This is a genomic window from Streptomyces ureilyticus, from assembly GCF_011045025.1.
Taxonomy (GTDB): Bacteria; Actinomycetota; Actinomycetes; order Streptomycetales; family Streptomycetaceae; genus Streptomyces; species Streptomyces ureilyticus.
This window is the reverse complement of the sequence record NZ_JAAKZX010000054.1, coordinates 1-22,742: the sequence shown is the minus strand read 5'-3', so window position 1 is coordinate 22,742 and position 22,742 is coordinate 1. Positions and strand designations below refer to the sequence as shown.

Genomic DNA, 22,742 nt, shown 5'->3' with positions numbered 1-22,742 from the left:
CTCTTCGAGTCTCGTTTCTCCCGGCTCGAGATCTTGAGCTGTGAAACGCAAGAGCCCTCGGTGAACAGAATTCTGTTTGAAGGCTAAAGTGCGCGCCGAGGTCGCGGCAGCCTTACTGCCGAGTTTGCGGCCCGCCTCACACACGAAGCGGCGCCCGGGGCACATGCCCCGGACGCCGCTCCATCGTGGCGAGCCGGTCCGTCAGCTGAAGATGATGCCGAAGGCCTTGCTGCCGGTGCGGTTGTCGTAGACGACGTCGCCGGTGGACTTCTTCCAGATCTTGATGCGGTACGTGTCAGGGGAATCGGTGACGGTGATACGGAAGCCGTAGCCGCCGGTGCCGTTGACCGTGCCGGAGCCCTGGTACTGGGCTTCGGAATCCGTGACCACCAGCCAGTCGGAGGAAGTGGAACGGAACTTCAGCTTGGCGGCCGCGTAGTCGAAGGTGGCGTTGCCGCTCGGAACGGTGGCGCCCTTCTTGTACTTGGCGCCGAAGGAGAAGGCCGCCGGACCCTTCAGGGAGGGCTTGGCGGGGTAGGCGCCGGCCGGGGAGGCGATGATGCCCGCACCCGCCACGGGACCGGCCGCCCGGTCGTACACGACCAGTTCGGCCAGCTTCCTGCTGTCCGAGCCGCCGTCGTCGTCCTTGACGGTGATCTCCGGACGGTAGAGGCCCGCCTTGGTGTAGGTGTGCGCGGCCTCGCAGCCGGAGGCGGTGACCTTGCCGGCGGTGGGCTCGGTGCCGTCCTTCCAGTCGACCCGGCAGGTCTGGGTGTCGCCGGAGCCGACATCGGTGAAGTCGGCCGTGACGACCGCGCTCTTGCCCACCGACACCGGCGACGACGGGCCCGTACCGGCCGTGATCACCGGGGACGCGTTGTCCACGGTCACGGTGAGCGTGTCGCTGCTGCGGCCACCGGTCAGCGTGACCTCGTACGTGCCGTCGTCGTCGCAGGTGATCGCGGTGAGGATGGCGTCGGGGTCGGAGAAGACGCAGGGCGCTCCGTCCTCCACCGACCACTTCGGGTCGCCGGCTCCGGAGATGGTGCCGGTGAGGGAGATCGCGCTGCCCTCGGTGCCGGAGGCGTCCGGGCCCGCGCGGACGACGGTGACCGGGTCGATGCTCTCCAGGGTCGGGACGACCTTCTTGATCAGGCCGTCGGAGTCGAACTCCAGCTTGTCGAGGGTGGTTTCACGGTGGGTGCCGTCACCGCCCGGGATGGCGAAACGGTGGTAGGCGATGTACCAGTCGTCGGAGTTCGGCACCTTCACCACCGAGTGGTGGCCGGGGCCCTTGACGCCCAGCGAGAGGTCCTTCTCCAGGATCACGCCCTGCTTGGTCCAGGGACCGGTCGGGGAGTTCCCGGTGGCGTAGGCGACGCGGTAGTCCTCGTCCCGCGTGTCGTTCTCCGACCACATGAAGTAGTAGGTGCCCTTGCGCTTGATGACGAAGGTGCCCTCGTTGTAGCCGCTCGGGGTGATGTCGGTGACCTTCGAGGCGTCGAACGACACCATGTCGTCGTTCAGCGGCACGACATACGCCCTGCCGTTGCCCCAGTACAGATACGACTGGCCGTCGTCGTCCGTGAAGACCGCCGGGTCGATCATCTGGCCCGGGTAGGCGCCACGCGGGACCAGCGGCTTGCCCAGGGGGTCCTTGAACGGGCCGGTGGGCGAATCGGAGACCGCGACGCCGATGTTCGTGTCGGCCGAGTAGTAGAAGTAGTACTTCCCGTCCTTCTCGCCCATCGTCGGCGCCCAGGCCCGGCTGTCGGCCCAGCTGACGTCCGGTCCCAGGTCGAGGATGACGCCGTGGTCCTCCCAGTTGACCAGGTCCTTGGAGGAGTACGCCTTGAACTGCGTGCCGCTCCAGCCCGGGAAGCCGTCAGTCGTCGGGTAGATGTAGAAGGTGTCGCCGAACCTGACGATGTTCGGGTCGGCGGTGAGCCCCGGCAGGACCGGGCTCTTCATCTCCAGGGCCCGGACCGTCCAGGTGCGCTTCTCGCCGTCCGAGCCGGTCACCTCGTACGTCACCGGCCCGGTGAAGTCGCGCAGGGTGCCGGACGCGGGGCTGATCGTCGCGCCGTGGGCGAGGCCGAACTCCGGCGCCAGGGCGGTCACATCACTGCCCGCGGTCAGCGGGAGCGTGATCCTGCTGTCCGCGTCGTCGATGATCGCGTCGGTCTTCAGCGCGGGGTGGGTCGCCGAGGCGATCCCCGTGGTGTTCCCGCTGAGCTCCAGGATCTCGGCGGGCGACAGCGCCCGGTTGTAGATCCGGAAGTCGTCGACCTCGCCGCCGAAGTACGGGTCGGGGGCGTACATGGACTTGCCGATGTAGCCGGAGTAGCCCTTCGACGCGTCGTACATCTCGGACGGCTTGATGGTGACGCCGGTCGCCCGGGCCGCCTCGGCGCCGTCGACGTAGAGGACCGCCGTCTCGGTCGCGCCGTTCACCGTGACGGTGACGTGCTTCCACTTGTCCGGGGTGAGCTGCGAGCCGCCGATCATCTGCGTCTCGCCCGACCAAGTGGCCTTGGTGATCGCGGAGAAGACCTTGCCGGCGCCGTTGGACGGGGTGGCGAAGAGGTACTTGTCGCTGTCCGGCCCCAGCCCGAAGAGCCACTGGAAGTTGTCCCCGCCCTTCCACTTCACGTGGGTGGAGACGGTGACGCTGTCAGCGCCCTTCAGAACGCCGTTCGGGATGCTGACGTACGGGGAGGTGGTGGAGGAGCCGGCACCGCCTGACATCTTGAAGGAGCCGTCCTTGACCCCCGTTCCGAAGTCGGGCGTACGGACGTACGTGCCGTGGTAGCCGTGCCCGCTGGAGTCACGGGCGATGTTGCCGCCGGTCTCGTCGAAGTCGTAGCGCAGCAGCAGGTCGGCGGGCACGTCCGGGCCTTGAGCCGAGACCGTGACCTCGGCCTTGGCCTTGAGTGCGGCGCCGTCGGGCAGGCTGCCCTCCACCGTGAAGGTGCCGGCCTGCGCGTACGCCGAGGCCGGGACGTCGTCCCAGGTGACGGCGACGGGCCGCTTGGCGCCGTCCGCGTACTCGGCGATCACGGTGCCCGGCAGGACCGGTGCCTCACCGATGCCCGTCGTCACCTTCACGTCCTCGACCGACTTGACGAGCTCGTCCGACTGATAGGCCTTCAGCAGCCGGTCGTACTCGGCCTGCGTGACCGGAAGTACCGTGCCGTGACGGGGCTTTGACGGCAGGTCATATCCGGTGGACGGCGTCCAGTTGCCGGAGTCGAGGTCCGTCGTCTCGAACGGGATGTAGCCGCGGCCGCCGAACTCGTCGAGGAACGCGTACCACTTCTCCTCGGTGTTGGACTTGAAGACCAGCGGCCCCTCGGCGGCGCTCATCTCCCCCTTGCCGATGCCCTCGGCGACGAAGTCGTAAGAGGGGTCGAGGATCGAGTCGCTCTTCTCGTGGAAGATGAACTTGCTGTTCGGAGTGGAGGAGGTGTTGTTCCGCTCGTCCTTGGACAGACGGTGATACGTGCCGTCGTGCTCGATCATCGTCGAGTCGATGACCGAGTAGCCGCGGTCGATCCAGACCTTGGGCTCGCTGAAGGTGTGGAAGTCGCGGGTGGTGGCGTACATCATGCGGTTGTACGTGTCGCCGGTGTGCGCCTCGTTGTCGTACAGCTTCGACGCCCAGAAGACGACGTACTCGCCGAGCTTCTCGTCGTAATAGGCCTCCGGGGCCCAGGTGTTGCCCGCCGAGTCCGGGGAGACCTTGACCAGGCGCTGGTTCGTCCAGTTCACCAGGTCGGTGGACTCCCAGACCATGATGGACTTGCTGCCGGTGCGCTGGGCCGCGTCCCAGTTGCCGTTGCCGTAGATCCGCAGGTCGGTGGCGATCTGGTAGAACTTGTCGCCCTCGGGGGAGCGGATGATGAACGGGTCGCGCAGACCCTTCTCACCGAGCGTGGAGGTCAGGACCGGCTTGCCCTCGTTCAACTCCCGCCAGTTCAGCGGGTCGTTGCCCTTGCTGAGGGCGGCGTAGAGCTGCTCGCCGTCCGAGGTGCCCTCGCCGGTGAAGTAGCTGAACATATAGCCCTTGAGGGCTTCCTTCTTCGGCAGTTCCGGCACCTTGGCGGTGAAGGTCCGCGTCGCCTTCGCGTCGCCCTTCGTGACCGTCGCGGTCAGCTCCACGGTGGTGTCGCCGTCGCCGTGCGCGGGGCGCTTCACCAGGCCGTCGGCGTCGATGACGTCCGGCTTCGCGGACGACCAGGCGACCTTCGTGCCGTGGTCACCGGTCGCGGGGAGGGTGAGGTTGCCGCGTACGTCGTCGAGGTTGTGGACGGACAGCGCCTCGGCGGCCTGCTCGGTGGCCGTGGCGTCGTCGAAGGCGGGGGAGACCGTGATGTCGAAGCTCTTGGTGTCGGTCACGGTTCCCTTCTTCAGGGTCGCCGTGAGCGTGGCGCGGCCGTCCGGCTCACCGGCGGCGGGGCGGGTGACCTTGCCGGTGGCGGAGACCACGTCGGCGTTGTCCGTGGCCCAGCTGATCTTCGAGCCGCCGGCGGTGCCCGTGGCGGGCAGGGTCAGGTCGGAGACGACGCCGGTGGTGTCGCCGAGGGTGAGGGCGGCCTTGTCGTCGGCGACGCCCTGGGTGGCGACGGGGAGGGAGAGTTCCTCGACCTCCGAGCCGCCGAGTGCCCGGTCATAGACCCGGAAGTCGCGGATCTGGCCCTTGAAGAGCTTGTCACCCGGGTACACGGACTTGCCGATGTAGTTGGCGGTCGTCTTGCCGGAGCCGATGGCGCCGGGGGTGATGGTGACCGAGGTGTTGCGGGCCACCTCCACGCCGTCCTCGTACAGCACACCCGTGTTGCCGGTCTGCGTGTACGTGACCTGCTTCCAGACGGAGCGGTTCAGATTGCCGGACCCGGACGGCCTGGTGGTCTGCTCCGTCGACCAGTTGCCGGTGGCTATGGAGGTCCTGAAGCCGTCGCCGGTGGTGAAGAGGTAGCCGTTGCCGGCGGTGCCGCTGGTGTTGCCGAAGCCGTAGAGGAAGTACGGGGTGGCCTGCGTGGAATCGATCTTCACGTCCATCGAGACGCTGATCGAGTCCATGCCGCTCATGATGTCGTCCGGCACATCGATGTAGGTGTCGGAGCCGTTGAAGGCGAGTCCCTCGCCGCTGCCGGACCAGTTGGCGGTGCCGCTGACGGTGCCGTTCCGGCCGTTCCCCGAGGCATCGGCCGCCACACTTCCCGAGCCGGCGTCGAGCTTGTACCAGAGGGCCAGTCCGTCGGTGATCTCCGCCGCCTGCACGGGGGAGACGGGCCCGGCGAGACCCAGGAACAGTGACGCGGTGGTCAGCCCGGCGAGATGGCCCGCCAGGCGTCTCGCGCGTCTGCGAGGCCGGTCGGTCTGCGGCATTTCAGTCTCCTCGTTGAGACGTCGTTCGTCGCTTATCGCTGAAGGAACGAAGTGAGGCGCGTGATGGCGGGCCCTGACCCCCGAGACGAGACCCCGCTGTTTCGTCTGTGTGACGTCGCGTTGCGAGAGTGTCAGCCGGGGTGTGGGGGACCGTCAAGAGTTTTCGAACAATGTCCGACTGGTCGGACGAAAGCTGAGAAGGGGGCGACCATCAGGCAGGCCGCCCCCTTCGCGCACGAGAAGACACCGAACGGCGTCCCGCCGCCCCTGTCAGGACCTCAGGACACGGTCAACAAGGCCCGCGCCACCTGCGCGAACACCCCCTTCGGATGCGCGCGGAACAGGGGCTCCGTGCCGAACAGAACGGCGTGCGGCCCGCTGACGACCGCCGCCTGGCCCGCTGCCTGCGCGGGTCCGCCGGTGCCGTCATCCAACGGTCGCCAGTGACCGGACACCAGGGGATTCCCGGTCGCGTACGACTGCTCCACACGGACTCCGGAACCCAGGTCCGTGAACCACATGGGGGTGTAGACGAAGCTGTGCTCCGGAGCGCCCTGCGTGACGCCGCCGCGTGAATTGGCCACGCGCACAACGCCGTTGGCATCCCCATTCCCCTCGACCGGCTTCACGGCGAGCAGGTCCGCGGCGGCGTTGAGCGCGGCTCCGGTGGCTCCGCGGCCGACGAGGCCCTCGCGGGCGAGGAAGCGGTTCAGGGCGGTACGAGCCTCGGCGTTGAGCTCCTCGTGGTCGAGCCCCGCAGATGCGAACAGGACGTCCGCCTTCGACCAGTCGAAGCCCGCGTTGAGAATCGCCGTGGACACCGGGGTGACGTCGAAGTTCATCTCGCGGAGGGCGAAGAGCTCGCCGGGGGTGACGGCCGCGGCGACGCGTACGCGGTGGAGCGGGGTGCCGCCCGTGGCCTTCGTCGCGTCGAAGGCCACGTCGTACTTCTTGGCGAGCGCTGCCGCCTTCGTCCGGGCCGACGCGGGGATGATCGCGCTGCCGTCGCTCGACCTCCGTACTGAAACTCCGTCTGTCAGAAGGGAGTTGAGGGCTGCGATCTCGCGGGCGTCGTCCAGGCGTAGACGGAGGTTGCCGTACGGGGCGACATAGCCGACGCGGGCGGCCTCGTGGACCGGGCGGGAGGGGACGTAGAACCCGCTCCTCCGTACGTCCGTGACCGTCGCGCCCCACAATCGGCCGAGACTCCAGCCGGAGATGTCGTACATCGTCGACACCTTGTCGCTGATGTCCCGCCCGTCCGCCAGCATCACATTGGCGAGACCGCGCTTGGGCTGGTGCATGTCGATGACGTACGAGCCCCGCGTATACGACTTGCCGCCGAGCCTGAAGTCCCTTGTGGCCCGCCGGACTTGGACGTCGTTGGCGAGCAGATGGTCGACGAGACGGGCCGCGGCGGTGGCGGACCTCCCCCACTCTCGGCTTCGCTCGAGCGGGGGAACCCCCAGACCACGACCGGACGGAATGACGTACGCGCGCGGGAAGTCAGTCGTGTAGACGTCCTCCGGACCGATGCCCGGAACACCCGGCACCGTCTCCGGCGAGACAGGCACCTGCGCGGCACCCGTCGCACCCCGCCGGAAGACCTCGATCTGGTCGGCGATGAGTGAAGTGCGGTGCCTCTGGGCGAAGTTGAGGGTCGCGTCCATCGCCGCGCCCGCCACGTCCACGTTGATCGCGGCACGACGGCGCAGCTCGGCGACCGGCAGCTCGTCGTACGCGTCGTTGTTCACCCTGAGGGGGATCTCGACCGTGTGCGCGGCGACCGTGCCGTGGAAGGCCGCGTACTGCGGGGTGAAGATCGGCGGCCAGTCGTCCCAGCCCTCCTCCTGGTCGCGGAAGGGGATCTGGGCCGGCTCGACCCCGTCGTCCTCGGGTGTGTAGCCGAGGCCGTTGACGGCGGACTCCATGCCGAGGGCGTTGGCGTAGGTGTTCTTGAGGAAGAGGTCGTACTCGTAGTTCTCGCCGTGCGGGGGAGTGGTCGGCTCGATGAGGGTGCCGTTGACGTAGCCGTGCAGGTCGAGCATGACGGCCGGCTGCTTGTCGATCTCGATCTGCCGCATCGCCCGGACTTCGGGCTGCGAGGCGGTGATGAAGTCGCGGTTCATGTCGAAGCCGTTGGCGTTGGCGCGGGTGCCGGCGACACGGCCGTCGGGGTTCGCGGTGATGTTGAAGTAGAGGCGGTTGCGGGCGAGGAGGCCGGTGGTGTCCTTGTCCTTCGCCTTCGCGAGCCGTTCGATGAGCTTGAGGGCGGCGTCGGTGCCCTCCCATTCGTTGCCGTGGATGTTGTTATTGAAGAAGACGGGTGTTTTGTACGCGGCTTTGAGGGCGGGGTCCTTGGCGGCGGCCTGGGGCGCGTTCTCGATGAGCTCGCGCATACGATCCTGAGCGCGGGCCTGCTTCGTCGACTCCGGGGCGGTGACGGTGACCAGGTACAGACGGTGACCGCCTGCCGAACGGCCCGCGATCTCGACGCTGACGCGGTCGCCGAGCCGTTGCAGGGCGTTCAGCTTCGGGGCGATGGCGTGGTACGGGGTGAGGCCGAGCTTGAGGGACTTGTCCGCGGGGTTCTGCGGGTCCGGGGTGAGGGTCTGCTCGCGGGGGTAACCGCGGGAGTCGGTGGCGAGGTCCGGGGCGGGGGAGGTGAGAGCTCGGTCGGCGGTGCTCTCGGCCGCTCTGGATGCTGATCCGGTGGCGGCTTCGGTCTCGCTCTCGCGGGTCGGGGGCTGGGGCACCGGGTCGGCTACGGCGCCGTGTGGGCTGAGCAGGAGCGTTGCCGCCGCGGTGGCCGTGGCGGTGGCGATCAGGGCGGGTCTCGGCAGACGCACGCGTACCTCCTGTTAATCGGTACCGGGAGGTGTACCGGTTCAATTCACCCGCAACAAGAGGGCGTTGGCGTGGGCGAGCGGGCATGCTGTGGGTGGGCGTCGGCGCGACGGGGGCCAGACGCCGACGCGCAGGGCGTCAGGCGAGGAGTAGTCCATGGCAACGATTCCGTCGCTCCCCAGCAGGGATGACGTGGCACGTATCGCACGGAACACCACCGACATCACCGGCCAACTTCTGGACACCGCGGGCAATATCACCCGTATCGCCATCAACACCTTCGACCCGCGGGACGGTTCGGGAGCGGAGGCGCTGCGCGTACTACGCGAAACCACGGCGATGGCCGCTCTCGGGGGCTGCCGAGCGCTGTGGTGGCTCCAGTGACCGCGGTGGCGGAAGCCGCGATCGCAACGACCACGGCTAAGAAAGCCGCCTTGCGGGTGCGGAAACGGGAACTCACAGGACTCATGGGGCCTCCACTCGCTGATGCGGTCGGGCGGCGGATGTCCTCCTCGCCCGCACCAATCCTCCAGTTCGCGGATGTCGAGCGCGTCACCCCAAAGAAGCGACCGCCAATGACGCTGAGGTCGTACGGTCACGGTGAGCGTGCGTCCAGAGGCTGATCCAGTGTGCGCGGACGTCAGCCCAGGAAGGCACTGCACGTTCCGGCTCGCCGAACGGTGGGCCACCGTTCCGGCGGAGGAGCCCCAACTCCCGGGGTGCCGTGCACGACGACCCCGATAGGGTGCCCCCATGCATGATCTGCGCGTGGGGTTCAGCTACTTGGTGCAAGGGCAGCGTTGGGTTGCCCGGCATGGGAAGCAGTTCGGGGTGGGGCTGATCCCGGGGCTGATCACGCTTGTGTTGTATCTGGGCGCGCTGGTTGCCCTGGCGTTGTGGGGCAGCGACCTCGTCACCTGGGCCACCCCCTTCGCCGACGACTGGGACAGCCCCTGGCTGGGACTCTTCCGCGGGTTCCTCACCGTCGTACTCTTCGCGCTCGCCCTGCTCCTCGCTGTCGTTACCTTCACCGCCGTGACGCTGCTCATCGGCCAGCCCTTCTACGAGAAGCTCTCCGAGTCCGTGGACCGGGACGTCTCGCCGGACGGGACGGCGCCCGAGTCGGGGCTGTCGTTGTGGCGGGAGTTGGTGATCTCAGGGCGGGACAGTCTGCGGATCGTCTTCAGGGCGGCGGCTTGGGGCGTGTTGCTGTTCGCGCTCGGGTTCATCCCGTTCGTCGGGCAGACCGTCGTGCCGGTGATCGGGTTCTTCGTCACCGGGTTCTTCCTGACCGAGGAGCTGACGTCGGTCGCGATGCAGCGTCGTCGCGTCGAAGTCCGCGACCGCCTCCGCCTGTTGCGCGCCCGCAAGACCCTGGTGTGGGGCTTCGGCACCCCCCTCGCCCTCGCCTTCGTCGTACCGTTCGTCGCCGTGTTCCTGATGCCCGGCGCGGTCGCGGGCGCCACACTGATGGCCCGCGACCTGCTGGGCGAGCAGACGGGAGACGGGGACGGAGAGGACGAGAGCGAGGGCCACGGTCAGGGGCAGGGCCAGGTTCGGGGCGGCTCCGTCACCTGGTGATCTGCCGATACGCGTCCTGACCTACCGGGACGCCCCCGCCGCCACCCTCACGATCTCGCGGACCTGCCCGATGATGTCCAGCCGGTTCTGGACGAACTGCGGATCCGTGACCGTACCCGTCGCCGGATCCGTGTTGCCCGTGCCGAACTGGAGCACCGGCGTGTGCACATGCCCGCCGGGCAGCGAGCCGCGCAGGCCGAGGCGGTCGCGCAACAGCGTCGCCCGGTACGCGATCTCGTTGGAGAGGTAGTCCCCGCCGCCTCCGGCCCGCGCCGTCGAGCCCGGCGTCGGTCCCCCGGGACGTACGACCGGATCCGTGCCGCCCGCCGGGATCTCGGTCACCTCCGTGTTGTCGTACACGGGAAAGCGGCCCGTATCGGCGGCCACAATCTCCTTGTACGGCAAGGTCGTTGACGTCCACTGCGGCTGCGAGGCCGGGTCGTTCACCGGGACGGTCTCCGTGCGCGACAGGTTCTCGTTGTCCGGGAAACCGCCCCGCCAGGCGCCGTTGGTGCGCTCGACGTCGAAACGGCCCACCCGGCCCTGGCTGACCGTGGTGAACAGGTCCACGCGGGGGAGGTACGGACGCAGCGTCCGCTCCACCGTCCCCTCGGTGAAGTCCTGCCAGCGGACCGGGAAGAGCGCCGTTTCGATACGGGCCGGGCCGTCCGCCGTCTTGATCACCGTGCCGTCGAGGGCGAGGGCCGTGGCTCCCGACGGGTTGGAGATCCGTACGTCCCGGTCCAGCGTGAACGGGTCGAAGCCGGTCACCAGGATCCGCTTAACGCCTTTGACGCCCTTGCCGCCGTGCGGATAGCGGATGGTGTCCTGACCGCGCGAGGTCCGCTCAAGTGCCCCCAGCAGCTTGGTGCGTTGGGCATCGGTCAGGCCGAACTCCGGCTCCCACTGACGTACTTCCCGCGTCATCCCGAGCCGAGCCCAGTACAGCGGCCGGTCATCGTCCCGGCTCAGATCACCGCCCGCCGGGCCTCGGCCCTGAGCGCGGTCCACCGCCCGGCGCCACAGTTCCCCACCCCGTCGTACGACCACCCGCTCGGCCTCCGCATACGACCGCACCTTGCCCAGCGCCCGCACCAACTCCGGCGCCACCGCGTCGAATCCGGAACGGCGCAGGATCTCCTGGGGCGCCGCCCTGTCGAGGCGCTGTTCCTCCACGGTGGGCGCGGCAGCCGTTGGCTCCTCGGCGGGAGCGGGCGCTGGAGCAGCCAGGGCGGGCGGAGTCGCGAGGCCCGCGAGAACGGCCGCCACTCCGAGGGCGCCGAGCCGAACACGTATATAAGTCAAGGGAGTTCAGGTCCTTCCGTCACACGAAACGCCGGGTGGCGGAAAGTATCGCGTGACGGATGGGGCGTACGCCATGGGCCACAGTCGCCGAACCGCGCCGAAACCATCAGCCCCCGGAGCCGTCAACTCCCGAAAGCCGTCAACTCCCGGAAACCCTCAACTCTCCTTCTCGCCAAGCAACGTGAGGAAATCCCGAAACGCGCCAGCCATGTCCACCTTCTCCGGAGCCAGCAGCCACTGGTACTGGAGCCCGTCCATCACCGCGACGAGCAGCGGAGCCGCCCGCTCCGGGGTGAGCCCGCTCGGCAGCCGCTCGCCGTACTCGGAGCGCAGAATCCCCACCATGTTCGCGCGCACATTCTCGTACCGGCCGGTGAAGAAATCGCGTGCCGGATGCTCTTCCGTGACGCTCTCGCCGAGCAGGGCCGAGAAGGTCTGCACGATGCCCGCCCGCATCGAGTTGTAGTCGACGAGCGAGGCGAGAAGGTCGAGGCGCCAGTGGGAGTCCGGCATCGCGTCCCACTGGTCCCGCTCCTCCAGGACGGCGACGAGCATGGCTTCCTTCGTCGGGAAATAGTGCAGCAGGCCCTGCTGGGTGAGTCCCACTCGCTCGGCGACCGCACCGAGGCTCGCCCCCCGGTACCCACGCTCGGCGATCACCTCCAGGGCGGCCCGGAGAATCTCCGCGCGCCGCTCGGCACCCCTGATTGCCCTGGTCGTCGACATATAGCAACCGTAAGACATGCACATGAAGATTCACATAACGGCCAGATAACGGAACCTACCTATCTACAGGTAATGCGTGCACGATGGACGGACGGCACGGACGTCGTCAATGAGGAGGCACCGGCATGGCGGGAACGCAGGGCAATCAGGGCAACTCCCAGGAGCACCAAGGCAACTCGCCGGCCGACCAGGCACGCGAAGCTGTGGTCGAAGCCGCGCTCGGCAGGCTCGACCTCGACGCGAAGACGCGGTTGCTCGCCGGTCAGGACATGTGGTCCCTGCCCGCGCTGCCCGAGATCGGTCTCGAGTCCCTGGTCATGTCCGACGGCCCGATCGGCGTACGAGGCGTGCGCTGGACCGCCGACGATCCGTCCGTCGCGCTGCCGTCCCCGACCGCGCTCGCCGCCACCTGGGATCCCGAACTCGCCCGCAGGGCAGGGGTGTTGCTCGCCCAGGAGGCCCGCCGCAAGGGTGTGCACGTCCTGCTCGCGCCCACCGTCAACCTGCACCGCTCGCCGCTCGGCGGGCGCCACTTCGAGGCGTACAGCGAAGACCCGTATCTGACGGGACGGATCGGCACCGGGTACGTCAGCGGTGTGCAGGAAGGCGGCGTCGGCACCACCGTCAAGCACTTCGTCGCGAACGACGCCGAGACCGAGCGCTTCACCGTGAACAACGTCGTCGGCGCACGCGCCCTGCGCGAGCTGTACCTGGCCCCCTTCGAGACCATCGTCGAGAACGCCCATCCGTGGGGCATCATGACCGCCTACAACTCGGTCAACGGCTCGACGATGACCGAGCATCACTACCTCGTGAACGAGGTCCTGCGCGGCGAATGGGGCTTCGACGGCTTCAACGTCTCCGACTGGATGGCCGCCCGCTCCACCGTCGGCGCACTCGAGGGCGGCCTGGACGTCGCCATGCCGGGTCCGCGGACCGTCTACGGCGAGCCGCTCGCCCAGGCCGTGCGGGACGGGCGGGTCGAGGAGGCCAAGATCGACGAGGCCGTCCGCCGCGTCCTGCGGCTCGCTGCTCGCGTCGGCATCCTCCAGGGCGCCGAGCCCGTCGTCACCGCACTGCCGGACCCTGTCGACGGCGAGGCCCTCGCACGCGAGATCGCCCGCCGCTCCTTCGTGCTCGTACGCAACGAGCGGGACGTCCTGCCCCTGAAGCCCGGCAAGGTCGCGCTGATCGGCGCCGCCGCCCGCGACGCCCGCGTCCTCGGCGGCGGCTCCGCCACGGTGTTCCCCGTCCGCACCGTCTCCCCGCTCGACGGCCTCACCGCCGCCCTCCCTGAAGGCAGCCTCAACTACGCTGTCGGGGCCGATCCGAACACCGAACTCTCCGTCTTCGACGAGGGCTTCAAGCTGCGCGCTGTGTGCCGGGATGCCGACGGCAACGTCCTGGGCTCCGAATCCGCGCCCGGCGGCCAGATCAAGTGGATGGGTCCGGGCCTGCCCGAGGGCGTCACCTACGACCGGCTGCACACCGTGGAGTTGACCGGCAGCTTCACCCCGCGTGAGCCCGGCACGCACACCTTCGGCATCCAGGGCGTCGGCGCCTTCCGGCTCACCATCGACGGCACGACGTACTTCGACGACGTCCAGCGCCCCGCCAAGGACGACCCCTTCATCACCTTCTTCGGCGCACCCGTGCCTCGAGCCGAGGCCGGACTCACCGCCGGCGAACCGGTCGACGTCTCCCTCACATACGTCGTCGAACTGGCCGAGGGGGACGTCCCGATGAAGGCGGTCATGTTCGCCCTCGCCCACCAGGATCCGCAGCACGACCCCGACGACCTGATCGCCGAGGCCGCCGAGGCGGCGCGGAACGCCGACACGGCCGTCGTCGTGGTCGCCACCACCGAGCGCGTCGAGTCCGAGGGCTTCGACCGCTCGGACCTACGCCTCCCCGGCCGCCAGGACGACCTCGTCCGCGCGGTCGCCGCCGCCAACCCGAACACCGTGGTGGTCGTCAACTCCGGTTCCCCGGTGGAACTTCCCTGGCGAGACGAGGTCGCCGCCGTCCTGCTCGACTGGTTCCCCGGCCAGGAGGGCGGCGCCGCGCTGGCGGACGTGCTCACAGGTGCGTACGAACCGGGCGGCCGACTGCCCACCACTTGGGGCTCTTTGACGGACGCCCCCGTCACCCAGGTCACCCCGGTCGACGGCGAACTCCCGTACACCGAGGGCGTGTTCATCGGCTACCGCGCCTGGCAGAAGGAGGGCAGGACCCCTTCGTACGCCTTCGGCCACGGCCTCGGCTACACCGACTGGACGTACGAATCGGTCAAGGTCGAGGGCAGCACGGCCACCGTCCGCGTCACCAACTCCGGTACGCGCACGGGCCGCGAGGTCGTCCAGGTCTACCTCGCGCCGATGGAGACCGACCCCGAGCGGCCGGTGCGGTGGCTCGCCGGCTTCGCGGGCGTCGAGGCCGGGCCCGGTGAGACCGTCGAGGTCAGCGTCGAACTTCCGCGCCGGGCCTTCGAGATCTGGGAGGAGATCGCTGACGCGTGGGCGTTCGTGAAGGGTTCGTACGCGGTGGAGGCGGGGCGGTCGATCGCGGACCTTCGGGTCACGACGACGATCGACGTGTGACGGCAGAGGGGCAGCAGAGAGGCCCGGGTGGGCCCCTTCGCGCGCCGGGGTCCGTCAGCCGGAGCCGGTCGGCAGTTTCAAGTCGTCCGGCTTCGGCGCCGTCACCACGCGATACGCCATCTCCGCCAGTAGTTTCTGGCCGCTCGTACTCGGGTGGAACCAGTCCACGGTGCTCAACTGTGCTGCGTCGAAGCGGTACTTGTAGACGGCCCCGCCGTCGAAGCGGCACAGCTTGTCCTTCTCGCACACGTCTTCCAGTACGGCGTTGTACTCCTTGACCCGGTCCTGCACCTTGTCGCGCCGCGACGACGCAGCCGCCCCCAGGTCGTCCGGCTCCGCCAGCATCGAGGAGCAGATGCCCAGCTGCCACATCTCCTTGCTCTCCTCGTTGGTCCGGCCGATCGACCACAGCCGCTTCAGATCGGGCACGCTCGCCACAAACACCTGGGTCTTGGGCGACGTCTCGCGCAGCGTGTTCATCGCGTCCTCGAACTGGGCGCGGAACTCCGGCACCGAGGTCATCGCGGCCACCGTCGGCTGGCAGGCGTCATTGGCACCGGCCAGCATCGTCACCAGCTCCGGCTTCTTCGTCGCCGCCTGGGCCAGCTGGTCGTCCAGCTCGGCCATCTGGGCGCCGGTCTTCGCATAGTTCCAGCTCCGCTGCGCGGCCCCGGACTTCCCGAGCAGCCGCAGCGCGAGGCTGTCGACCTTCGCGTCGCTGCCGGTCGCCCATGAGACCTTGGGGCAGTCGGACAGCGCCTCGCAGGCGTCGAAGGCCCGCGTGATGGAGTCGCCGACCGCGGCGATCGAGTTCGGGCTGAGGTTCCAGGTGGTGGCTTCCGTGGACGGCTTCGACCGCGAGGTACTGCCGGTGGGGGCCGCTTCGTTGCCGCCGACCGCATCGCAGCCGGCCGTCCCCACGATGCCGAGAAGCGCCGCCGCCGCTGTGACGGCAACAGCACGTGATCGGTGGCCACGTCTACGCATTCCCGGATCTCCTCGCTATCAGTGCAACGACAACCCGTAGTACGGGCGTCCCCCCGAGTGAACCTCAGTGTTTTCGGGGTGCTGGGACAGACGGTACGTCACACTCCTTGCGCCCTCGCACGATAGCCTCGCCACGTGGCTGCCCTGCCACCGAGATCGGTCCGCAAAGTCACAAGATGCAACGCTCTGCCCGGAGGTCCCAGTGACGACACGTGGAGTTCTCTACGTGCACTCCGCGCCGCGCGCGCTGTGCCCACACGTCGAATGGGCAGTCGCGGGCGTGCTCGGTGCACGTGTCAACCTCGACTGGATCCGGCAGCCCGCGGCGCCGGGCACGTGGAGATCCGAACTCTCCTGGCAGGCCGAGGCCGGCGCCGCCTCCAAACTGGCCTCGGCACTGCGCGGCTGGCAGATGCTGCGCTTCGAGGTCACCGCCGAGCCGTCCGCCACCGCCGAGGGCGAGCGCTACAGCTGCACCCCCGAACTGGGCATCTTCCATGCCGTCACCGGCATCCACGGCGACATCCTGATCCCCGAGGACCGGCTGCGCGCCGCCCTCGTCCGCGCCCAGAGCGGCGAGACGGAACTGGAGTCCGAACTCACCAAGCTCCTCGGCAAGCCCTGGGACGACGAACTGGAGCCCTTCCGGTACGCGGGCGAGGGCGCTCCGGTGCGCTGGCTTCACCAGGTGGTCTGACGCCTGCTCAAGGACACGTCAAGCACACGCGGTCACAACGTGATGAAGGGCCCCACCAACCGGTGGGGCCCTTCATCACGTAGCCGCACATCACACTGCGTACGACCGGAAATCGCTCTTCGGTCCGGCTGGAATCAGCCGGACTGGAGGAGGACTAGACGGTACGGAACGCCAGCACCACGTTGTGTCCGCCGAAGCCGAACGAGTCGTTCAGCGCGGCGATGCGGCCCTCGACGGGGAGCTTGCGGGCCTCGCCGCGGACGACGTCGGCGTTGGCCTCGGCCTCCGGGTCGAGGTTCTCGATGTTGATGGTCGGCGGGGCCACCCGGTGGTACAGGGCGAGCACCGTCGCCACCGACTCCACGCCGCCCGCGCCACCGAGGAGGTGACCCGTCATCGACTTGGTGCCGGAGACCGCGAAGTGGTCGGTGTCGTCACCGAAGACCTTGCGCAGCGCCTTCAGTTCGGCGACGTCGCCGGCCGGGGTCGAGGTGGCGTGCGCGTTCACATGCACGATCTCGGCCGGGTTGAGGTCCGTGGTGTCGAGCAGGTTCTGCAGTGCGTGCGAGATGCCGAGGCCCTCGGGCTCCGGCTGCACGATGTCGTGGCTGTCGGCGGAGATGCCCTGGCCGACGGCCTCCGCGTAGACGCGGGCACCGCGCCGGGCGGCGTGCTCCGCCGACTCGAGCACGATGACGCCGGCGCCCTCACCGAGGACGAAGCCGTCGCGTGCCGTGTCGTAGGGGCGCGAGGCACCCTGCGGGTCGTCGTTGTTCTTGGACATCGCCATCATGTTGCCGAACGCGGCGATGGGCAGCGGGTGGATGGCCGCCTCCGTGCCACCGGCGACGACCACGTCGGCGCGGCCGGTGCGGATCATCTCGATCCCGTAGCCAATGGCCTCGGCGCCCGACGCGCAGGCGGACACCGGGGTGTGCACGCCGGCGCGGGCACCCACGAGGAGACCCACGTTGGCGGACGGGCCGTTCGGCATCAGCATCGGAACGGTGTGCGGGGAGACGCGGCGTACGCCCTTCTCCTTCAGTACGTCGTACTGGTCGAGAAGCGTGGTGACGCCGCCGATACCGGAGGCGATGACCGCGCCGAGGCGGTTCGGGTCGACGTCAGCGCCCTCGCCGGCCTTCTCGGTGTAACCGGCGTCCGCCCAGGCCTCCTTGGCCGCGATCAGCGCGAACTGCGCCGAGCGGTCGAGGCGGCGGGCCTGCGGCCGGGGGATGACCTCGGCCGGCTCCACGGCGACCGGGGCCGCGATACGGACCGCCTGCTCGGCGGCCCACTCCTGCTCCAGGGGCTTGACACCGGAACGACCGGCGACCAGACCCTCCCAGGTCGAGGCTGCGTCGCCACCCAGCGGTGTGGTTGCGCCGATACCGGTGACGACCACGGTGCGATTGGTCGGGCTCACGGGAATTCTTTCTCCAACGTTTACGAGGATCAGCGGCGCCACCGCCGGGTGGCGGGGCCTTCGGGGGTCCTTCTTGAAAGGACCCCCAGCGCCCTGGGCTCAGCGGCCTGCTCAGCCCTGGTGCTTGAGGATGTACTCGGTGGCGTCGCCGACCGTCTTGAGGTTCTTGACGTCGTCGTCCGGGATCTTGACGTCGAAGCGCTCTTCGGCGGCGACGACGACCTCGACCATGGACAGCGAGTCGACGTCCAGGTCGTCGGTGAAGGACTTGTCCAGCTGGACGTCCTCGACCGGGATCCCGGCGATCTCGTTCACGATGTCGGCGAGACCGGCGACGATCTCTTCCTGAGTGGCGGCCATGTGAGGCGCTCCTTCGTAGATATCCAGAGGGTGTGGCGCCCGCCGCGCCAGCGGCAGGTGTTACAGCGGACCAGGTCCGTGGGGACCTGGCACGGGGTGCCTAGGGGAGGGTAACGACCGTCGCGGCGTACACGAGACCCGCCCCGAAGCCGATGACGAGCGCGGTGTCGCCGCTCTTCGCCTCGCCGGTCGCCAGGAGCCGCTCCATCGCGAGCGGGATCGAGGCGGCCGAGGTGTTGCCGGTGGTGCGCACATCACGCGCGACCGTGACGTGCTCCGGCAGTTTGAGTGTCTTCACCATCGAGTCGATGATCCGCTCGTTGGCCTGGTGGGGAATGAAGACGTCCAGATCGTCCGGCGAAAGTCCGGAAGCGTCCAGCGCCTCCTTGGCGACCTTCGCCATCTCGAACACGGCCCAGCGGAACACCGCCTGGCCCTCCTGCGTGATCGCAGGGAACTTGATCTCGCCCTTGGAGTCGAGCGGAAGCTGGGAGACATCGCCGATCCGGTACTGGTCCCAGGGCACGGTCTGCTTGATCGTGTCCGCCTTGTCGCCCTCGGAGCCCCAGACGGTCGGGCCGATGTGCGGCTCCTGGGAGGGGCCGACGACGACCGCGCCCGCGCCGTCACCGAACAGGAAGGCCGTCGCCCGGTCTTCCAGGTCGGTGAGGTCGGAAAGCCGCTCGACGCCGATGACGAGTACATACTCCGCCGAACCCTCGACGATCATGCCCTTGGCGAGCGTGAGTCCGTAGCCGAAGCCCGCGCAGCCCGCCGAGATGTCGAAGGCGGCGGCCTTGTTCGTGCCGAGCTTGTCGGCGATCTCGGTGGCGACGGCCGGGGTCTGGCTGAAGTGGGAAACGGTCGAGACGACCACGGCGCCGATCTGCTCGGCGGTGATCCCCGCGTCGGCGATTGCCTTGCCGGAGGCCTCGATGGACATCGCGGCGACGGTCTCCTCGTCGGAGGCCCAGTGACGGGTCTCGATGCCGGAGCGCGAGCGGATCCACTCGTCGGAGGAGTCGATCGTCTCGAGGATCACCTCGTTCGGCACGACCCGGGTGGGACGGTAGCCGCCCACGCCCAGGATCCGGGCGTACGGGGCGCCTTTGCTGGGCCTGATCTTCGACATGCTCTCGGGGCTCCTTGTCAGCCAGCGTGCTCGGCGATGAGCTCGCGAGCAGCGTCGAGGTCGTCAGGGGTCTTGAGCGCCAGCGTCTTCACGCCGGGCAGGGCGCGCTTGGCGAGGCCGGTCAGCGTGCCGCCGGGGCACACCTCGACGAGCGCGGTCACGCCCAGCTCCTTGAAGGTCTCCATGCACAGGTCCCAGCGGACCGGGTTGGCGACCTGCCCGACCAGGCGGGACAGCACCTCGGCACCGGTGGCGACGGCCTGGCCGTCCTTGTTCGAGACGTACGTGATCTTCGGGTCGGCCGGGGCCAGCTCCGCCGCGGCCTGCTCCAGGCTCGCGACCGCGGGGGCCATGTGGTGCGTGTGGAAGGCGCCCGCGACCTTGAGCGCGACGACGCGTCGTACGCCCTCCGGCTTGTCGGCCTCCAGGGCGGCCAGCTCCTCCATGGTGCCGGCGGCGACGATCTGGCCCGCGCCGTTCACGTTCGCCGGGGTCAGGCCGAGCTTCTCCAGGTGCGGGATCGTCGTCTCGGGGTCACCGCCGAGCAGCGCCGACATGCCGGTCTCGGTGATCGCGGCGGCCTCGGCCATGGCCAGACCGCGCTTGCGTACGAGTTCCAGGGCGGCCGTGTCGTCCAGTACGCCCGCGAAGGCGGCGGCTGTGATCTCGCCGACGCTGTGGCCCGCGACGGCACTCAGTGCCACCTCGCCGAGTGCGGACGCCGACAGGAGTCCGGCCGCGACGAGAAGCGGCTGTGCCACCGCCGTGTCGCGGATCGCGTCCGCGTCGGCCTGCGTTCCGTAGTGGGCGAGGTCGAGGCCGATGGCGTCCGACCACGTGCCGAGACGGTCGGCGGCGCCGGGGAGTTCGAGCCAGGGGGTCAGGAAGCCGGGCGTCTGGGCGCCCTGGCCGGGAGCGACGAGTACGAGCACTCTCACACTCTCTCTTGTGGACGGCCGACGCCGCCCGTGGGGACAGGGACGAAGAACAGCAAGGGGTTTTGTGGAGCCCCGACAAAAGCCTAGAGCTGGGGATCTCCATCGGCCAGACGCCCCAGGATCAGCGCGATCCGGAGTGTGAAGGCGGATCGTACATCGGAGGGTGACCAGCCGGTGACGTCAGTCACACGTCGAAGCCGGTAGCGCACGGTGTTCGGGTGAACGAAGAGCATCCGCGCGGCGCCCTCCAGACTGCTCGCCTGCTCCAGATACACGCTCAGAGTCTCCAGGAGAGCGGACCCGGCTTCCTCCAGTGGTCTGTAGATCTCCTCCACCAACTGCTCGCGCGCCGCGGGGTCGCCGGCGATCGCGCGCTCCGGCAGCAGATCGTCCGCCAGCACCGGCCGCGGGGCGTCCTGCCAGGCAAAACACGCCTTGAGTCCGGCGGCGGCGGCCTGCGCGGACCGGGTCGCGGCCAGCAGATCGGGCACGACGGGCCCCGCCACGACCGGTCCCGCCGCATACGGCCCGATCAGCGACTTGGCGACGCCCAGCGGATCGTCACTGCCACCGGCGATGACGACGAGCCGGTCGCCGAGGACTCCGGTGAGGACCTGGAGCTTGGCGTGCCGGGCGGCCCGCCGGATCGCCTCCACGGTCAGCTCGCTGTCACCGTCGGGGGCCGTGCCCAGCACCACGCACACATGCTCGGGCGAGTTCCAGCCGAGCGCCGCGGCCCGGCTGACGGCACCCTCGTCGGCCTCGCCGGACAGCACGGCGTTGACGACCAGTGACTCCAGCCGGGCATCCCAGGCACCGCGTGCCTCGGCGGCCTGTGCGTACACCTGGGCGGTGGCGAAGGCGATCTCGCGGGCGTACACGAGGAGGGCCTCACGCAGGATGGACTCGTCGCCGGGGGCCGCGACCTCGTCGATCGCGGACTCCATGACCTCGATGGTCGTACGCACCATCTCCACGGTCTGGCGCAGCGTGATCGCCCTGGTCAGCTCGCGTGGGGCGGTGCCGAAGACGTCGGTGGAGATGGCCTGCGGGGCGTCCGGATGCCGGAACCACTCGGTGAACGCGGCGATACCGGCCTGGGCGACGAGCCCGATCCACGACCGGTTCTCCGGAGGCATCGCCCGGTACCACGGCAGCGTCTCGTCCATGCGCGCGATGGCCTGCGCGGCGAGACTGCCGGACGACTTCTCCAGCCGCTTCAGGGTCGCGGTGTGCGCGTGAGCGGCGTGCGCAGCGGCTTTGGTGGCGTGGGATTCGGGTTCGGGCACGGGACAAGACTGCCTTATCCGGACGGGAGTGTGCGGCGGCGGGTCTCAGATGACGGGCGCTGCGGGTCTACGGTGGGCTCCGTGATGGACGTACGGCGCTCTGGTGAGCGCTACCGCGGAGGCGACCCGGCGGCCGGGATCGAGTCCCTGCACGCCTTCTCCTTCGGCCCCTTCTACGACCCCGACAACCTCCGTTTCGGCGCGGTCATAGCCTGCAACGAGGAGCGGCTCGCGCCCGGCGCGGGTTTCGACGAGCACCCGCACAGCCACACGGAGATCGTGACCTGGGTGGTCGAGGGCGAGCTGACCCACCGGGACACCGTGGGGCACGAGACGGTGGTCCGCCCCGGCGACGTCCAGCGGCTCAGCTCGGCCGGCGGCGTACGGCACGTGGAGCGCAACGACGGGTCCGCGCCTCTGACCTTCGTTCAGATGTGGCTGGCCCCCTTGGAGCCAGGCGGCGATCCCGCGTACGAGATCGTTCACGGCATCGCCGACTCCACGCCGTACGCCGTCCCGGAGGCGGGCGCCATGCTGCACGTGCGGCGTTTGGGTGCGGTGGGGGAGCGGACGGCCGTACCTGACGCGCCGCGCACGTATCTGCACGTCGTACGCGGTGCCGTCCGGGTCGGGCCCCATGAGCTGGGGCCCGGGGACGCGGTGCGGGCCGAGGACGAGAAGGGGCTGGAGTTGGTCGCCGTGTCAGTCCAGGCGGAGGTGCTGATCTGGGAACTGTCGGAGTGAGCGGGCGTGACGAGGATCAGTAGCCGTCGTCGGTGGGCTCCTCGGCATTGCGCCACACAGTCATGTCCACCGTGACGAAGTCGCTGGGATCGGTCGCCGGGGCGGAACCCTCGAAGGTGACCAGGGCGATGTGTCCGGACAGGGTGTGAACGCAGAGCTGGGAACCCTGGGAGAGCTGGCCGAGCGTGACCTGATCCGCGTACCGGGTCTCGTTCCGGCAGGTCTTGAGGGAGCCCTTCTGGGCGTTGTTCAGCAGGACCATCTTGTTGCCGCTGCTGTTCAGCGACTTCGTGTCCGCGCCGTCAGAGTCGTAGGAGAGGTCCCAGTCGTCGTAGGAGTCGTCATCGAGCGGCTTGGGCGGCGAGTCCGCGAACCGGATGTAGTAGCCGGCGGGGATGTTGATGTCCTTGAAGGTGGCCGGCTTGGGGTCCGGGAGCGGTGAGGGGTTGCTGGAACTCGAGCTGGAACTGCTCGAGGAGCCGTCCGACGAATCACCTATGTCCTTCAGGACCGACACACAGCCGCCGAGCCATACCAGGCCGGCAACCACTGCGACGCAGGTGCCGATCCATTTGCCGACGTTGTTCTTCTTGGGCGGGAGCGGGCGTGGCGGGAACTGCGGCTGGGGGTGCCAGGTGCCCGGCTGTCCGTACGGCGGGTACGGCGCATGGTGCGTCGGCACGGTGTTCGGCACCGGCTGCTGTACGTACGGCGGGGGC

General features: G+C 69.0%; 15 protein-coding genes and 1 pseudogene. 5 read left to right on the top strand and 11 right to left on the bottom strand.

The features are described 5' to 3' along the window. Positions 1-201: 201 nt before the first annotated feature. Together G6048_RS18885 and G6048_RS18880 are read right to left on the bottom strand one after the other, a co-directional pair. Complete coding sequence (locus G6048_RS18885) at positions 202-5,391, bottom strand: family 43 glycosylhydrolase (RefSeq protein WP_165340731.1); 5,190 nt, start codon at positions 5,389-5,391, stop codon at positions 202-204. A gap of 278 nt (positions 5,392-5,669) precedes the next feature. Then, positions 5,670-8,240 carry a M14 family zinc carboxypeptidase gene (locus tag G6048_RS18880; RefSeq protein WP_165340730.1) on the bottom strand — a complete coding sequence of 857 codons (2,571 nt, stop codon included), beginning with the start codon at positions 8,238-8,240 and terminating at the stop codon, positions 5,670-5,672. A 154-nt stretch (positions 8,241-8,394) separates the two neighbouring features. Between G6048_RS18880 and G6048_RS18875 the strand changes: the two genes are divergently transcribed. Next, positions 8,395-8,622 carry a hypothetical protein gene (locus tag G6048_RS18875; protein ID WP_235990024.1) on the top strand — a complete coding sequence of 76 codons (228 nt, stop codon included), beginning with the start codon at positions 8,395-8,397 and terminating at the stop codon, positions 8,620-8,622. 369 nt (positions 8,623-8,991) lie between these two features. After that, the gene (locus tag G6048_RS18870; RefSeq protein WP_165340729.1) at positions 8,992-9,819 is read left to right on the top strand and encodes an EI24 domain-containing protein; all 828 of its coding nucleotides are present in this window, start codon (positions 8,992-8,994) and stop codon (positions 9,817-9,819) included. 21 nt (positions 9,820-9,840) lie between these two features. Here the strand turns inward: G6048_RS18870 and G6048_RS18865 are convergent, their stop codons facing one another. Both G6048_RS18865 and G6048_RS18860 read right to left on the bottom strand, forming a co-directional pair. Then, positions 9,841-11,124: a C15 family peptidase gene (locus tag G6048_RS18865; RefSeq protein WP_165340728.1), complete on the bottom strand. Its 1,284-nt coding sequence runs from the start codon at positions 11,122-11,124 to the stop codon at positions 9,841-9,843. Between the two features lie 156 nt (positions 11,125-11,280). Further along, the gene (locus G6048_RS18860) at positions 11,281-11,868 is read right to left on the bottom strand and encodes a TetR/AcrR family transcriptional regulator (RefSeq protein ID WP_165340727.1); all 588 of its coding nucleotides are present in this window, start codon (positions 11,866-11,868) and stop codon (positions 11,281-11,283) included. Between the two features lie 107 nt (positions 11,869-11,975). Between G6048_RS18860 and G6048_RS18855 the strand changes: the two genes are divergently transcribed. After that, positions 11,976-14,450 carry a glycoside hydrolase family 3 protein gene (locus G6048_RS18855; protein ID WP_165340726.1) on the top strand — a complete coding sequence of 825 codons (2,475 nt, stop codon included), beginning with the start codon at positions 11,976-11,978 and terminating at the stop codon, positions 14,448-14,450. A gap of 54 nt (positions 14,451-14,504) precedes the next feature. On the opposite strand, the gene G6048_RS18850 is transcribed toward G6048_RS18855, so the two are convergent. Continuing rightward, positions 14,505-15,437 (bottom strand): SGNH/GDSL hydrolase family protein, encoded by a 933-nt coding sequence (locus G6048_RS18850; protein WP_165340725.1) that lies wholly within the window; start codon positions 15,435-15,437, stop codon positions 14,505-14,507. A gap of 202 nt (positions 15,438-15,639) precedes the next feature. On the opposite strand from G6048_RS18850, the gene G6048_RS18845 reads away from it, so the two are divergent. After that, the gene (locus tag G6048_RS18845; protein ID WP_165340724.1) at positions 15,640-16,134 is read left to right on the top strand and encodes a DUF3145 domain-containing protein; all 495 of its coding nucleotides are present in this window, start codon (positions 15,640-15,642) and stop codon (positions 16,132-16,134) included. 154 nt (positions 16,135-16,288) lie between these two features. Here the strand turns inward: G6048_RS18845 and G6048_RS18840 are convergent, their stop codons facing one another. The 5 genes from G6048_RS18840 to fasR all read right to left on the bottom strand — a co-directional run bounded on the left by G6048_RS18840 (position 16,289) and on the right by fasR (position 21,279). Continuing rightward, positions 16,289-17,560 carry a beta-ketoacyl-[acyl-carrier-protein] synthase family protein gene (locus G6048_RS18840; protein ID WP_165340723.1) on the bottom strand — a complete coding sequence of 424 codons (1,272 nt, stop codon included), beginning with the start codon at positions 17,558-17,560 and terminating at the stop codon, positions 16,289-16,291. A gap of 111 nt (positions 17,561-17,671) precedes the next feature. Then, entirely contained in the window at positions 17,672-17,920 is a 249-nt protein-coding gene (locus tag G6048_RS18835; RefSeq protein ID WP_152775753.1) for an acyl carrier protein, read from the bottom strand. A 100-nt stretch (positions 17,921-18,020) separates the two neighbouring features. After that, positions 18,021-19,052, bottom strand: a complete 1,032-nt coding sequence (locus G6048_RS18830; protein ID WP_165340722.1) for a ketoacyl-ACP synthase III — start codon at positions 19,050-19,052, stop codon at positions 18,021-18,023. Between the two features lie 17 nt (positions 19,053-19,069). Continuing rightward, complete coding sequence (locus G6048_RS18825) at positions 19,070-19,984, bottom strand: ACP S-malonyltransferase (protein ID WP_165340721.1); 915 nt, start codon at positions 19,982-19,984, stop codon at positions 19,070-19,072. 89 nt (positions 19,985-20,073) lie between these two features. Then, entirely contained in the window at positions 20,074-21,279 is a 1,206-nt protein-coding gene (fasR, locus tag G6048_RS18820) for a fatty acid biosynthesis transcriptional regulator FasR (RefSeq protein WP_165340720.1), read from the bottom strand. Positions 21,280-21,360: 81 nt separating this feature from the next. Here fasR and G6048_RS18815 point away from each other — a divergent pair, with 81 nt between their 5' ends. Next, entirely contained in the window at positions 21,361-22,023 is a 663-nt protein-coding gene (locus G6048_RS18815; protein ID WP_165340719.1) for a pirin family protein, read from the top strand. A 16-nt stretch (positions 22,024-22,039) separates the two neighbouring features. Here G6048_RS18815 and G6048_RS18810 read toward each other — a convergent pair. Next, positions 22,040-22,742 (bottom strand): annotated as a pseudogene (locus G6048_RS18810) (serine/threonine-protein kinase); the annotation flags it as partial.